Raw genomic sequence first — 15,376 nt, 5'->3', positions numbered from 1 at the left:
ATGCAGTATGATCATATTATTATTCGCTATGGCGAATTAACTTTAAAATCAGGTAATAGAAATATTTTTACTAAAAGATTAAAAAAGAATATTAAATTTGTTTTAAGAGGATTGTCACATTATCATATTCAAACTAAAAGAGATCGTATGTATATTAAATTAGATGAAGGTGCTGATGTTAATGCTATTACTTCAAGATTAAAACAAGTATTTGGGATTCAATCATTATCAGCAGTTGTACGTGTAGATTTAGATTTAGATTTAGCTAAGGCAGCTGCCTTGGAATTGATTCAACAAAGAGATAACAAAGGTCAAACATTTAAAGTATCATGTAAACGACCAAATAAAAATTTCGAATATAATACGAATCAAATTAATCAGCAATTAGGTGCGCATATTTTAACTAATACTGAGAATTTAACAGTTAATGTAAAACAACCTGATTTTATTGTACATTTAGATGTGAGAAGCGAAGGGATTTTTATTTTTACAGATATTATTCAAGGTGCTGGAGGTTTACCAGTCGGTAGTGCAAGTAAAGCCTTATTAATGTTGTCAGGTGGGATAGATTCACCAGTAGCTATGCATTTAATGCATAAACGTGGTGTAGTGGTTGAAGCGATTCATTTCCAATCGCCACCGTTTACTTCAGAAAAAGCAAAAGAGAAAGTGTTAAGTTTAGCAGCTAAATTAGCAGAACGTGTAGGTGCAGTTCATGTCCATTTAGTACCTTTTACAGAATTACAAAGTGAAGTAGTTAAAAATATTCCTGAAAATTATACGATGACAGCAACGAGAAGGATGATGTTAAAAGTTGCTGAACGTGTAGCGCAACAAAGAGAGTGTTTAGCCATTGTTACGGGTGAATCATTAGGACAAGTTGCTTCACAAACATTAGAATCAATGCATGCCATTAATGCTGTTACTAATATGCCAGTATTAAGACCATTATTAACATTTGATAAAACAGAAATTATTAAAATTGCAGAAGAAATAGGTACATTTGATATTTCTAATTTACCTTATGAAGATTGTTGTACAATTTTTACGCCGAAATCACCTAAAACAAAACCTAAATTAGAAAAAATAGAAAAATATGAAAACTACAATGATTATCAATCATTAATTGATGAGTGTATTACACAAACAGAAAGTTTTGTAGTATTTAAAGATCATATTTTAACTTATGAAGAATCAACAAGAGATCATCAATTAAATCCAACAATAGAAGATGATTTTTCAGAATTATTATAGGTGACACAATGAAAATCAAAGTTGCACCAAGATTGACAATATCACGGTTAAGATGCGAAGATGTTGATATGTATCATCAAATGATAGAAAATAATTACGACTATTTGTCGCAATGGTTACATTTTTCAACAGTACCAACTTATGAAGAAAATCAACGCATGGTAAATTATTTAGTGAAAGAAAATGCTGAACAAAATTCTCTGAATTTTATTATTCATTACCAAGGTCAAGCTGTCGGTATGATTAGTTATACTACAATTAATAAAAATGATAAAGTCGTTGAAATCGGCTATTGGTTAATTGAAGAAGCACAAGGACAAGGTGTTATGAGTCAATGTTTAAAATTTTTAATTGATTATGCTTTTAATCAATTAATTATGGAAAAAATAATAATTTTTATAGCTAATCATAATTTAAAATCAAGACAATTACCTGAAAAATTTGGTTTTAGAAAAGAAGGCGTTTTAAGACAACAACAATTGATTAATGATCGTCGTCATGATTTAGTAGTGTACGGTTTGTTATTAAAAGAATGGGAAGAATTAACTTATGTCTAATTTATCTAAACAAGTTATAACTTATTACTTTGCTACAGATAATACTGAACCTTCAGGAGAACATGTTTTATTGATTACCCGTTATCAGCATCAATGGTTAATGGTATTACACAAACAAAGAGGTATTGAATTTTGTGGTGGCAAAGTTGAACGTGGTGAAACAGTGCAACAAGCTGCTATTCGTGAAGCTTTTGAAGAATTAGGTGCTATCATTAAAGAAGATGATTTACATTATATTGGTCAATATCAAGTGAGCGAAGACACGAGAAGTTTTACTAAAGCTGTTTTTTATGCACAAGTAACACAATTACAAACACAATCGCATTATTATGAAACATTAGGGCCTAAATTATATGATAATTTAGCGACTATTCCTGTAGAACAACAAAGTTTTATTTTAATGGATAGTGTCGTACAAAAAATGTTAAAGTACACAATTAATGAATTTAAAATAGGAATGGAAGCATAATTTATTTATCTTCCATTCCTTTTTTATTGTGGTAATAGTTAACTGTATTGTTATATAAATCATCAATAAATTGATTAGCGGTATTTAATAATGTGCTATCAAATTGTGATGAAGTTTGATGATGCCATTGTGATAAAATATTTAAACAATTATTTAATTTTTGTTGACCATCTGCAGTAAGAAAAATACGTTTCACACGTTTATCTTCTACAGACTGTTGACGTGTAATATAATGTTTATCTTCTAGATTTTTTAATAATCTTGTTATTCTTGCTTTATCAGCTACAATAACTTTAATAATATCTTCTTGATAGGTACCATTAGGGTGAATATTTGTTAAAATAATATATTCATTAAATGATAAATTTTCAGCAATTAATTGTTCATTTAAATAATTTTGTGTCAAACGATAAATGATACCGACTTTTCTGTATAAGTTGACTAATGTTTTATCCATAAAAATTCCTCCCTACTATGTATCATATAATGATTTTATAAAGAAAATCAACTAAAATAGTTGACTTAGTCATCTAATAATAATAAAATCTAAGGTGTTAATGTTGACTTCGTCAACTAAAAAGGAGGTAAATAAATGTTAAAAACAGAATTGAGAAAAATATTTAATAATAAAATTTTATTGTTGAGTATTTTTGTTATTTTATTTGTACCTATATTATATGCAGGTATATTTTTAAAAGCAGTATGGAATCCCCAATCTCATACAAATCAATTATTAGTAGGCGTTGTTAACGAAGATCATACGGTTAACTTTGAAGGTAAACAAGTCGATATAGGGCATAAGTTAGTTGATCATTTAAAAGACAATAAATCAGTAAATTGGCAATTTGTTTCTGCCGACGTCGCAAAAAGAGAGCTTAAAGGTGGAGATTACTATATGGTAGTGACTATTCCTAAAAATTTCTCTAAAAATGCAACAACAATGTTAAATGATCATCCCGAAAAGATGCAATTATATTTTGAAACGAATCATACTAAAAGTAAATCCGCAGAAAACGTCATGTTAACCGTTTCTGATAAAGTAACTGATAATATTAAAGAACAAATTATTAAAGCTTATAGTGATACAATGGCCGAAAATTTTTCTAAATTAGGTCATAACATGTCTCAAGCAAGTAATGGTGCAACAAAAATTAGTGACGGTTTAGTTTTAATTAATAATAAAATGCCAGAAATGACAACAGGTGTTAATCAATTATCATCAGGTAGTTTACAACTGAGTAATGGTTTAATGACATACAGTGAAGGTGTTAATACTTTATCACAAGGTTTAAATCAAGCCGATGCAAGCATTAATAGCGATTTGTTGCCAGCTACACAGCAATTATTACAAGGTTTTCAACAAGCATCATCAGGGCAACAACAATTACTTCAAGGTAATCAAAAATTAACTGAAGGACAACAACAATTTCATAGTAAATTTGAAGAATTTAATCAGCATATTCAACAATTACCAGATGCGACACAACAAATGGTATCCGCTTCTTCAAAATTAACTGAAGGTAGTCAAAAAATAAATGACACAGCTAAACAATTATTATCAGGTCAACAACAATTTAGTCAAGGATTAAACGAATTTAATCATAAGCAACAAGAATTTTCATCAGGTATGATGCAATTAAATGAAGGAGTAAATAGTATATTAGTTGGTGAACAACAAGTTCAAACAGGCTTAGACGAATTATTAAAGCAAGCACAAATTACACAAGAAAAATTTAAACATGTTAATGAAACAATGTCAGCACAAAATCTTCAAGAATTAACACAAGTTTTTGAGGATTTAAAAACAATACGTCAACAATCCAATGACTCAACTGACATACAAACAACTTTAGATACAATACAACAAAGTCTGACAAATTTGTCAGTAGATCATCAAAATATGTTAAGCGATTTACAAGCAAATGACACATTTAAATCATTAAGTGCCGAACAACAAAATGCTATTATTGAATCATTAAATCAAAGTTATCAGTCAAGTCATGTAAATGATTTAACAACTATTTCACAAAATCTATCTCAACTTATACAAAACTTACAAACAAATACTGAACATTATCATCAGTTACAAACTAAATTAAGTAAGTTAGATGCGATAAATATTAGTCAATTGCCAGATACTTTATCACAAGTCATTATACAAGGTGATCAAGCTGTTGATAGTATTGCACAATTAAAACAAGGGCAAGATAAAATTGTACAAGCAACAACGCAATTATCAGAAGGTGTTACGCAACTATCTGAAGGTAATCAACAATTATCACAAGCAACAGTAAAATTAACAGAAGGTGCACAGCAATTAACGGACGGTACAAACCAATATATTACTGAAGGCACAGAAGTGTTGAAAAATAATATGACGTTATTTAACGACACAGTGGCACAATTACCTAATCATATGACACCATTAACAGTGGGTAGTCAAAAATTATTTGATGCTAATGGTCAATTACTTTTAGGGCAGCAACAATTATCAGAAGGTGTGTCGACTTATACAACAGGTGTTAACCAATTATCAACAGGCTTTACACAATATAGTCAAGGTATCGATAAATTATCATCAGGTATTAATCAATTATCTAATGGTAGTCATCAATTAGTTAATCATTCACCACAATTAATCAATGGCGGGCAACAATTAGCAAATGGTTTAAGTCAAATGGAGAATCAATTGCCACAATTATCAAGTGGTTTACAAGAATTAAGTTCAGGTGCTGATAAATTACAAATAGGTTTATCATCAGGTGCGGATAAACTAAATCAAATACATATTTCTTCAGCCAATACAGATATGTTAGCAGATCCTGTTATTTCAAATATATCAGATGTTACGGGTAAAACTGCAAAATATGGTGAATTAATGGCGCCTTACTTTTTAGCATTAGGTTTATATATAGGTGCAATGATTTTTAATTTAATCTATCCAGTTACATTACCATCAATGCAACCAACTTCAGCAGGTGCTTGGTGGCGTAGTAAATTAGTTGTAATGACACTTTTTGTGATTTTAGAAGTCATCATTGAATTAATTGTTATGTCTACATTATTTGATATGAATTTAGCACACCCTATATTATATGCTTTAGGCTTGTTTACAATTGCGTATACATTCATGTTATTGATACATTTCTTAGTTTTCTCATTCGATAATCCCGGTAGATTTATAGCAATGATTTTATTAATTTTACAATTATCAAGTAGTGGAGGCATGTTCCCAATAGAAATGACACCAGATAATTATCAATTTATTTCATCATTTATGCCGATGTATTATGCGTTAGCAGTATTAAGACATGCAATTTTAGGTGGTTTAACAAACGATATTTATTATTCATCATTAACAGTATTACTAACAATCATTGTAGTAAGTATGGTATTAACATATATAATGTATCGTATAAAAAATAAGAAGAATATTAAATCATTACAAATGATATAAAGATATAAACAGGCTAAAATACGCTTAATCGCGTTGTTTTAAGCCTGTTTTACATTACTTAATAAAGTGTAAATATCGTATTTGTGATGAAATTATGTTATAATAGATAAAATTAAAAGTTGTAAGGAGAGCTTTATGTATCAAGCACAATTAGATGACGGTTTAGCATTACATACGGATTTATATCAAATTAATATGGGCGAAACTTATTTCAGAGATGGTATTCATGAACGTACAGCAATTTTCGATTTATATTTTAGAAAAATGCCATTTAATGCAGGTTATGCAGTTTTTGCAGGATTAGAGCGTATTATTAATTATATTGAAAATTTTAAATTTAGCAGTTCTGATATTGCTTACTTGAAGGAATTAGGGTATCAACAAGATTATTTAGATTACTTAAGCCAATTGAAATTTACAGGTAATATTCGTTCAATGATTGAAGGTGAACTAGTTTTTCCAAATGAGCCATTAGTACGTGTAGAAGCCCCATTAATTCAAGCCCAATTAATTGAAACAGCTTTATTAAATATTGTTAATTATCAAACATTAATTGCAACAAAAGCTTCACGTATTAAATTAGTAGCCCCTGATGAAACATGTATGGAATTCGGCACACGTCGTGCACACGAGATGGATGCAGCAATTTGGGGTGCACGTGCAGCAGTTTTAGGTGGTTTTGCTGCAACAAGTAATGTACGTGCGGGTAAACTATTTGGCTTGCCTATTGCAGGTACGCATGCACATGCTATGGTTCAAGCTTATGAAGATGAGTATGTAGCATTTAAAAAATATGCTGAAACACATAAAGAATGTGTCTTTTTAGTAGATACTTATAATACATTAAAATCAGGCGTACCTAATGCAATTAAAGTTGCCCAAGAAATGGGAGATAAAATTAATTTTAATGGTATTCGATTAGATTCTGGAGATATTGCTTACCTTTCTAAACGTGCACGTCAAATGTTAGACGCAGCTGGATTTACAGAAACAAAAATTATTGCTTCTAATGATTTAGATGAAAATACAATTATGAGTTTGAAACAACAAGGTGCTAGAGTTGATGTTTGGGGTGTAGGAACAAAATTAATTACAGCTTTTGATCAACCAGCATTAGGCGCAGTTTATAAATTAGTTGCTATTGAAAATGAACAAGGTCAATTACAAGAACGTATTAAATTATCAAATAATCCTGATAAAGTGACAACACCAGGTAAGAAAAAAGTATATCGTATTATTAATAATATCAATGGTAAATCAGAAGGGGATTACATCACTTTAGAAGATGAAAACCCACAATCAACATCAAAAATAAGAATGTTCCATCCAATTCATACTTTTATTTCAAAATTTGTGACAGATTTTACAGCAAAAGAATTACATACAGATATTTTTATTAATGGACAATCTGTTTATAATGTACCTACTTTAATTGAAAGTAGAGCTTATATGAAACGTAATTTAGATTTATTATGGGATGAATATAAGCGTACGTTGAATCCTGAAATATATCCTGTTGATTTAAGCGAAGCATGCTGGCAAAATAGACAAAATCACATTCAAGAAGCACAAGAAAAATATGCTAGTTTTGATTTGATTAGAGGTGAAGAATAACATGACATTACAACAACAAATTATTCAAACATTGGCAGTTAAACCACAAATAGATGTACAACAAGAAATAAGAACAACTATTAATTTTTTAAAAGCATATGCACAACATTATCAATTTGTAAAAACATTTGTATTAGGTATTTCAGGAGGTCAGGATTCTACTTTAGCTGGTAAATTAACACAAATGGCAGTAAATGAATTGAATCAAGAAGCAGGAGATGCAAAATATCAATTTATTGCTGTACGATTACCTTATGGTATTCAAAAAGATGAACAAGATTGTCAAGATGCACTGGAGTTCATTCAACCTGATCGTATTGTAACTGTAAATATAAAATCAGCAGTTGATGCTTCAGAACAAGCATTGCAACAAGCCGGAATTATTTTAACAGATTTTGCTAAAGGTAATGAAAAAGCAAGAGAACGTATGAAAGTACAATTTTCTATTGCAGCGATGACACAAGGTGTCGTAATTGGAACTGATCATGCCGCAGAAGCCATTACGGGTTTTTATACTAAATTTGGTGATGGTGCCGCAGATTTAACACCTTTATGGCGTTTAAATAAACGTCAAGGTAAACAAATATTACAGGCATTAAACTGTCCACCACATTTATATTTAAAAACACCAACAGCAGATTTAGAAGATGATAAACCACAATTAGCAGATGAAGTCGCTTTAGGTGTAACATATGAACAAATAGATGATTATTTAGAAGGTAAACAAATTAGTGAAGATGCAAAACAAAAAATAGAATCATGGTATATACGTACAGAACATAAACGTCATTTACCAATTACTGTTTATGATGATTTTTGGAAATTATAATTTTCAGAAAACTATTGCAATGATTAAAGTGATATGCTAGAATTACTATAAAATATAACTAACAGGTGATAATAATGAAGAGATTACAGCAAACAGTTAAACATTTATACTTTTTTGGGCCATTTTAGTGACACTTATATCTATAAATACATTATAGGTATAGGTGCGATGCAACTTACCTATAATGGCTAGTTTGATTTGTTAATCTTTTCTATAGCCATTTATGTAATATTAAATGGCTGATATTTTATAAATAAAAGTCATTTAGTATAAGCTAAATGGCTTTTTATTGTTAAAAGGAGGAAAATTATGTCTCAAAAATCACAATGGGGGTCAAAATTAGGCTTCATTCTTGCTTCGGCAGGATCAGCAATTGGTTTAGGAGCTGTATGGAAATTTCCATATATGACTGCTAGTAATGGTGGTGGAAGTTTCTTACTAATGTTTTTAATTTTCACATTAATTATAGGTCTGCCTTTATTAATCGCAGAATTTGTGTTAGGTAGAGGTGCAGGTGTATCAGCAATTAAAACTTTCGGTAAATTAGGTAAAAATTCAAAATATAATGTTATTGGTTGGATAGGTAGCATTACATTATTTATTTTATTATCTTTCTACAGTGTTATCGGTGGTTGGATTTTAGTTTACTTAGGATTAGAATTTGGTGAATTATTTAATTTAATTACAGTAACTAATTATGAAGAAACGTTTGGTGCCATTATTTCAAATACTTGGATTGCATTAGGTGCACAGGCAATATTTATTTTACTAAATATTTTAATTGTTACGCGTGGTGTAGAAGCGGGAATTGAAAAAGCTTCTAAAATAATGATGCCACTATTATTTATTATTTTTATTGTTATTATCGGTCGTTCTTTATCATTACCAGGTGCAATGGCAGGTGTACGTTATTTCTTACAACCAGATTTTACTAAAATAACAACTCAAGGGATGTTATATGCTTTAGGACAATCATTCTTTGCTTTATCAATAGGTGCTACAGCGATGTTAACTTATGCTTCTTATTTAGATAAAAAAGTGAATATGTTTCAGTCAGGTGTATCAGTAGTATTGATGAATATAGGTGTATCAATTATGGCAGGTTTAGCTATCTTTCCTGCTATGAGTGCCTTTCATCTTGAATCTGAAGGTGGTCCAAGTCTATTATTTATCGTTTTACCAGAATTATTTAAACATATGCCATTAGGTGGTTTATTCTATATTTTATTTTTACTATTATTCTTATTTGCAACAATTACTTCATCAGTTGTTATGTTGGAAATTAATGTAGGTAATGTAACTAATCAACAAAATTCAGGACGTACAAAATGGAGTTGGCTAATAGGGATTATTACTTTTATTTTCGGTATACCTTCTGCGTTATCTTATGGTGTCATGTCAAATGTAACATTCTTTGGCAAAACATTTTTTGATAATATGGACTTTTTAGTCTCTAATATTTTAATGCCATTTGGTTCACTATGTGTTGCTATTTTTACAGGATATATTTTAGAACAACAAATTGCTGTCAAAGAATTAAATATTAAAGAAAATAGTTTAGGTATGATCGTCTTTAAATTATGGTTTATTTTATTAAAGTATATTTTACCAATAGTTATCATCATTGTTTTCTTAGCACAATTATTATAATTACACAACATCCCAGACAAATTTTTGTTTTCTGGGATGTTTTTTTAATCAAATGGAAATAATAGCTGACATAATGCAATTTATATATTTCATTATGTTAACATAAATTTGTGGAGGTAAATCTATGAAAAATAAAAAACTCAAAATGGCACGTATTGAAAATGATATGACGCAACAAGATTTAGCTGACGCAATTCATGTTACTAGACAAACTATAGGTTTAATAGAAGCAGGAGATTATAATCCATCACTTAAATTGTGTATTATGATTTGTCAAACATTAAATAAAACTTTAGATGAATTATTTTGGGAGGAAAAACAAGATGAAGCGTAAAATTTCAGATGAGAGAGTAGACTATTCTAAATTAATAACTTATAAATTCGTTGTGTATATAATTAGTCTATTTTTAATATTGTCATTAGTACAAAAGTTAATTTTACAACAAAATTTTTCTAATTATATTACAGAGCTTATTTCTTTATTAGTCATTTTTTCTATTATTATTATGCGTAATACTTTAGTTGATAATTATTTAATGATTCAAAACTCAACTATGGCTAAAATTGTCGTCATTATTTTATGTAGTTGTGTGTCGACTTTCATTATAGTTTATAATAATTACCAAAGTAATCAACATTATCAACACTTAACTTATTTACATTTATTGAGTATGATCTTAGGGAATTTATTTGTACAACTAATTTTGATGACCATCATTGTTAATCTACTAAGTCGATTTAATATATTGAACAAACTAAAATAATTTTATATTGATAGATTTTATGTTTATTCAATATATTAATTAAAAATTAAAAATTATCTGAAAACTATTTACTTATCCAGTAAATAGTTTTATTATATATAAATACAAATAATATTAGGAGGTTTTATATGCAAAGCAAAATGTCAGTCGGTCAATTTTTAAATACTATTTTAAATGGTACAGCATTAGGTATTGTAGCTGGTTTAATTGCTAATGCAGTTTTAAGTACTTTATTTAAAGTGTTAGCTAATTATTTTGCACCAGATTTATTTAAAACACTTGCGAGTGCAATGTATTTATTACAATTTTCAGTGCCTGTTTTAGTGGGTATTGCAATTGGCCATTCAATGAAATTCAAACCACTAGAAACAGCGGTTTTAGGTGCTGCAATTTTAGCTGGGAGTGGCTCATTAAAATTTAATGCTGATTTAAAAGTATGGACAGCAGTACCTATGGGTGATTTATTTAATGTTATTTTAGTAGCAATTATTGCAACTTTAGTTATTCGTAGTATAGGTGATAAATTAGGTTCATTAACTATTATTTTCTTACCGATTTTAGGTGGTGGTTTACCAGCAATGATTGGTTTAGTCACTTTACCTTATGCAAAAAAATTAACAGCATTTTTAGCTAATATTGTGGCTAATTTTACGACTTTACAACCATTATTAATGTGTATTTTAATTGCCATAGCCTTTACAATTTTTATTGTAACACCTGTATCAACAGTAGGAATGGGTATTATTTTATTCTCAAATGATAATTATATTGGAGCAGGTGCAGCAGCTTTAGGTGTTGTTTCGGCAGCAGCTGTGTTAGCAATTGGTTCAATGAGAGCCAAAAATTCTGCGGGTGTAAGTATTGCAATTATTTTAGGTGCTATTAAATTGATGATGCCTAACTGTGCAAGACGTCCACAATTATTTATACCAATGATTATTACGGCAGCCATAACTGGTGCTGTGGGTTATTTCTTAAATATTCAAGGAACGCATGAAAGTGCAGGATTTGGTATTATAGGTTTAATAGGTCCAGTAAAAGCTTTTGAAATGGCACAAGGTGGATTATTAAATATAATAATTAGTTATTTTGTTTTACCGTTTCTAACAGCATTCATTGTAGATAAATTATTAACAACTATGAAAGTTTATAAAGTAGAAGCTTATGCAACAGAAAATTTAAGTTAAAAGGAGAGTTAAAAATGAAGTTTTTATTTGCAGGTGCAGGTGCGTTAGGTTCACGTTTTGGTTATATGCTATTTAATAAAGGTGAAGATGTTACTTTTGTTGATACATGGCAAGAACATATTGATAAAATCCAAGAAAAAGGTTTAGAAGTAATTATTGATAGCCAACAAGTAGGTTTCTTTAATATTCCAACTTATCGACCAGAGCAATTAGAAGGACAATTTGATGTTGTATTTATCGCAACAAAATCTATGCAATTATGTTCGATGTTAGAAAGTATTAAACATTTAATTCATGATAAAACTAAGTTTATTTGTGTATTAAATGGTCTAGGACATGTCGAAACATTGAAACAATATGTTAAAGAAGAAAATATTTTAATTGGTGTGACAGTGTGGACAAGTGGTTTAGGTGGTCCTGGTATATTAGATGCTGTAGGTACAGGTAAGACTGATATTAAGCAAGTAAAAGAAGTTAATATGGAAGAAACTTTTGCTTTAATTGAACGTTTAAATCATGCTGGTTTAAATATGATTTATTCAGAAGATACATTTCAAGCTATTTGGCATAAAGCTGGTTTAAACTGTGTATTAAATAGTTACTGTACTTTAATTGATTGTAATATTAATCAATATGGTAATTATCAACATCATTTAGAATTAACACGTGCAGTATTGGACGAAGTTGTAGCAGTTGGTCGTGCGGAAGGTATTGATGTACGTCAAGATGTCATTGAAAAAAATATTGAGAACTGTTTTGATCCTAAGACAGCTGGTTTACATTATCCATCATTATACCAAGATATGCATAATGGTCGTTTAACGGAAATTGATTATTTAAATGGTGCGATTGTAAAATTAGGTCAAAAACATGGTATTGACACGCCTGTTTGTCGTGTGATCACATTAATGATTCATTCTAAAGAACAAGTTAATGGCAATAAATAATAAAAAAGGCTGAACATTATGTTCAAGCCTTTTTTTATTATTTAGCTGCTATGTATAATTTGGCAACTGCATCCCAATTTACAACATCCCAGAATGCTGAAATATATTCAGGACGACGATTTTGATAGTTTAAGTAATAAGCGTGTTCCCAAACATCTAAACCTAAAATAGCAGTTTTACCATCAGTAATTGGGTTATCTTGGTTTGGTGTTGAAACAACTTCTAATTGACCTTCTTTATTAACAACTAACCAAGCCCAACCAGAACCAAAACGTGTTGCTGCTGCTTTTTCAAAAGTCGCTTTAAACTCTTCAACTGAACCAAATTTAGCGATAATAGCGTCTTTTAATTCACCTTGTAATTCTGTTTTTTCTGGTGATAAAATTGTCCAGAAGAATGAATGATTATAGTGACCACCACCATTGTTACGCACGGCATTTTGAATTGATTCAGGTAACTCTGCATAGTTTTGTACTAAATCTTCTAAAGAACGCGTTTCGTATTCAGTGCCAGCAATCGCTGCATTTAAGTTAGTGACATAAGCATTGTGGTGTTTAGAATGGTGTGTTTCCATTGTATCTGCACCGATAGCTGGTACTAAAGCGTCGTAAGCATAAGGTAATTGTGGTAATTCAAATGACATAATTATGTCCTCCTATAATATATTTTACATATTAAATATAGCAAAAATTGTCAATTTATTCAACGAAACTGCTTACTTTTATAAACAGTGTGAAATTACGTCTAAAGTCCTAAATAAATTAGTGTATATAAACAGTATAATAGGATATATTAGTAAATATAAAATGAAAAATGCTAGCATTATACAGCAAGTCGTTTTATAATATTCTTTAGTTTACTAAATTGAATTCTATTTGAATGATTTTAAAGGAGTGAAATTCACTTGGTTATAATGACACATCGTCAAAATACACGCCCTGTTAAAGTAGCCAATTTAACTATTGGTGGGGCAAACGAAGTAATTATGCAAAGTATGTGTACAACAAAAACACATGATGTAGAAGCAACTGTTGCTGAAATTTTACGTTTAGAAGAAGCGGGTTGTCAAATGGTACGTGTCGCTGTACCAGATGAGCGTGCAGCAGAAGCTATTCCAGAAATAAAAAAACAAATTAATATACCATTAGTAGCTGATATACATTTTGATTATCGTTTAGCTTTAAAAGCGATTGAAGGTGGTATTGATAAAATTCGTATTAATCCAGGGAATATTGGTAAGCGTGAAAAAGTAGAAGCAGTTGTTAAAGCATGTAAAGCTAAAAATATTCCAATTCGTATAGGGGTTAATGCCGGTTCTTTAGAAAAACATATTTTAAAGAAATATGGTTATCCTACTGCGGACGGTATGGTTGAATCAGCATTACATCATATTAAAATATTAGAAGATTTAGATTTCCATGATATTATTGTATCTATGAAAGCTTCTGATGTTAGTTTGGCAATTGAAGCTTATGCTAAAGCAGCAATGGCTTTTGATTATCCTTTACATTTAGGTATTACTGAATCAGGAACTTTATTTGCAGGTACAGTTAAATCAGCAGGTGGATTAGGTGCTATTTTAGCAATGGGTATTGGAAATACAATGCGTATTTCATTATCTGCTGATCCAGTCGAAGAAATTAAAGTCGCAAGAGAATTATTAAAATCTTTTGGTTTATCTTCAAATGCTGCAACTTTAATTGCTTGTCCAACTTGTGGACGTATTGAAATTGATTTAATTTCTATTGCGAATGAAATTGAAGAATATATCTCGACATTAAAAGTACCGTTAAAAGTAGCTGTATTAGGTTGTGCAGTTAATGGTCCAGGAGAAGCAAAAGAAGCTGATATAGGTATTGCAGGTACATTAACAGAAGGTTTGTTATTTATGAAAGGTAAAGTTGTTCGTAAAGTACCGGAAGCAATTATGGTGGAAGAATTGAAAAAAGAAATTGATATTTTAGCGGCAGAAATGGCGGAAAAAATGGCTAAAGGTGAAGATACACCACAAGAGAAACAAGAAATTAATTCCGCTACTAAAATTGTCAATCAACAATTCAAATCATTATTGAGAAATTAATAGGAGGCAATATGACAAAAATAAAATTAGGTATAGATATAGACGGTACAGTATCACGTCCTGATGCAATTGTCACAATGTTGCAGAAATATTTTAATCAGCAGATTAAATATGAAGATATGACGGATTATGATATTACTACATCATTTGGTATTAAAATTGAAGATTTTTTACCGTATGAAGAAGAATTTTATAGTACATCAAAAGTAGCACCTTTTGCAGGTGAAGTGTTAAATCGTTTGGCACAACATTTTGAATTAGTTTATATCACAGCTAGAGAAGAACGTTTGCGTCAATTGTCGACAAAATGGTTTGAAGATAATCATTTACCCTATTCTAAAATTATTTTAGTAGGTGGTCATGATAAAGTAGCAACTGTAAAAGCAGAAGATGTTAAAATTTTTATAGATGATCGCTATGAAAATTGTATTGATATTGCAACATATTGTGAAATACCTGTATTAATGATAGATGCACCTTATAATCAAAAACCATTGGTTGAAGGTATTACACGTGTGAATAATTGGTTGCAAATAGAAAAATATATTCAAGATAATATAAAATAAGG

At 29.9% G+C, this 15,376-nt stretch carries 15 protein-coding genes; 13 read left to right on the top strand and 2 right to left on the bottom strand.

What is annotated here, in order from left to right; translation table 11 throughout:
* From thiI to AC5EAH_RS00255, 3 genes are read left to right on the top strand one after another with little or no spacing between them, the layout of a single operon-like run.
* The gene (gene thiI / locus AC5EAH_RS00265; protein WP_493492747.1) at positions 1-1,254 is read left to right on the top strand and encodes a tRNA uracil 4-sulfurtransferase ThiI; all 1,254 of its coding nucleotides are present in this window, start codon (positions 1-3) and stop codon (positions 1,252-1,254) included.
* A gap of 8 nt (positions 1,255-1,262) precedes the next feature.
* Complete coding sequence (locus AC5EAH_RS00260) at positions 1,263-1,811, top strand: GNAT family N-acetyltransferase (RefSeq protein ID WP_493492746.1); 549 nt, start codon at positions 1,263-1,265, stop codon at positions 1,809-1,811.
* Complete coding sequence (locus tag AC5EAH_RS00255) at positions 1,804-2,280, top strand: NUDIX domain-containing protein (protein WP_493492745.1); 477 nt, start codon at positions 1,804-1,806, stop codon at positions 2,278-2,280. Before AC5EAH_RS00260 ends, AC5EAH_RS00255 begins: the two co-directional genes overlap by 8 nt.
* A gap of 1 nt (position 2,281) precedes the next feature.
* Here the strand turns inward: AC5EAH_RS00255 and AC5EAH_RS00250 are convergent, their stop codons facing one another.
* Complete coding sequence (locus AC5EAH_RS00250) at positions 2,282-2,737, bottom strand: MarR family winged helix-turn-helix transcriptional regulator (protein ID WP_493492744.1); 456 nt, start codon at positions 2,735-2,737, stop codon at positions 2,282-2,284.
* Between the two features lie 135 nt (positions 2,738-2,872).
* Here AC5EAH_RS00250 and AC5EAH_RS00245 point away from each other — a divergent pair, with 135 nt between their 5' ends.
* The 8 genes from AC5EAH_RS00245 to AC5EAH_RS00210 all read left to right on the top strand — a co-directional run bounded on the left by AC5EAH_RS00245 (position 2,873) and on the right by AC5EAH_RS00210 (position 12,728).
* Positions 2,873-5,737 carry a YhgE/Pip family protein gene (locus AC5EAH_RS00245; RefSeq protein ID WP_493492743.1) on the top strand — a complete coding sequence of 955 codons (2,865 nt, stop codon included), beginning with the start codon at positions 2,873-2,875 and terminating at the stop codon, positions 5,735-5,737.
* Positions 5,738-5,872: 135 nt separating this feature from the next.
* Entirely contained in the window at positions 5,873-7,351 is a 1,479-nt protein-coding gene (locus AC5EAH_RS00240; protein ID WP_493492742.1) for a nicotinate phosphoribosyltransferase, read from the top strand.
* A gap of 1 nt (position 7,352) precedes the next feature.
* Entirely contained in the window at positions 7,353-8,180 is an 828-nt protein-coding gene (gene nadE, locus AC5EAH_RS00235) for an NAD(+) synthase (RefSeq protein ID WP_493492741.1), read from the top strand.
* Positions 8,181-8,489: 309 nt separating this feature from the next.
* Entirely contained in the window at positions 8,490-9,830 is a 1,341-nt protein-coding gene (locus AC5EAH_RS00230) for a sodium-dependent transporter (RefSeq protein WP_493492740.1), read from the top strand.
* A 124-nt stretch (positions 9,831-9,954) separates the two neighbouring features.
* Positions 9,955-10,164 carry a helix-turn-helix transcriptional regulator gene (locus AC5EAH_RS00225; RefSeq protein WP_493492739.1) on the top strand — a complete coding sequence of 70 codons (210 nt, stop codon included), beginning with the start codon at positions 9,955-9,957 and terminating at the stop codon, positions 10,162-10,164.
* Positions 10,154-10,594 (top strand): hypothetical protein, encoded by a 441-nt coding sequence (locus AC5EAH_RS00220; protein WP_493492738.1) that lies wholly within the window; start codon positions 10,154-10,156, stop codon positions 10,592-10,594. The genes AC5EAH_RS00225 and AC5EAH_RS00220 overlap by 11 nt, the downstream gene beginning before the upstream one ends.
* A 128-nt stretch (positions 10,595-10,722) precedes the next feature.
* The gene (locus AC5EAH_RS00215; protein ID WP_493492737.1) at positions 10,723-11,781 is read left to right on the top strand and encodes a PTS sugar transporter subunit IIC; all 1,059 of its coding nucleotides are present in this window, start codon (positions 10,723-10,725) and stop codon (positions 11,779-11,781) included.
* A gap of 14 nt (positions 11,782-11,795) precedes the next feature.
* On the top strand, positions 11,796-12,728 hold the full coding sequence (locus AC5EAH_RS00210; RefSeq protein ID WP_493492736.1) for a ketopantoate reductase family protein: 933 nt from the start codon (positions 11,796-11,798) through the stop codon (positions 12,726-12,728).
* A gap of 37 nt (positions 12,729-12,765) precedes the next feature.
* Here AC5EAH_RS00210 and AC5EAH_RS00205 read toward each other — a convergent pair whose 3' ends face one another.
* Positions 12,766-13,371, bottom strand: a complete 606-nt coding sequence (locus tag AC5EAH_RS00205; protein ID WP_493492735.1) for a superoxide dismutase — start codon at positions 13,369-13,371, stop codon at positions 12,766-12,768.
* 270 nt (positions 13,372-13,641) lie between these two features.
* Here AC5EAH_RS00205 and ispG point away from each other — a divergent pair, with 270 nt between their 5' ends.
* Together ispG and AC5EAH_RS00195 are read left to right on the top strand one after the other, a co-directional pair.
* Positions 13,642-14,808 (top strand): flavodoxin-dependent (E)-4-hydroxy-3-methylbut-2-enyl-diphosphate synthase, encoded by a 1,167-nt coding sequence (ispG, locus tag AC5EAH_RS00200; RefSeq protein WP_493492784.1) that lies wholly within the window; start codon positions 13,642-13,644, stop codon positions 14,806-14,808.
* Between the two features lie 11 nt (positions 14,809-14,819).
* The gene (locus AC5EAH_RS00195) at positions 14,820-15,374 is read left to right on the top strand and encodes a 5' nucleotidase, NT5C type (protein WP_493492734.1); all 555 of its coding nucleotides are present in this window, start codon (positions 14,820-14,822) and stop codon (positions 15,372-15,374) included.
* Positions 15,375-15,376 lie beyond the last annotated feature (2 nt).

This window comes from Staphylococcus sp. B1(2026), from assembly GCF_058895785.1.
Note: the sequence above shows the minus strand (reverse complement) of the source record. Positions and strands in the feature narration are given on the sequence as shown.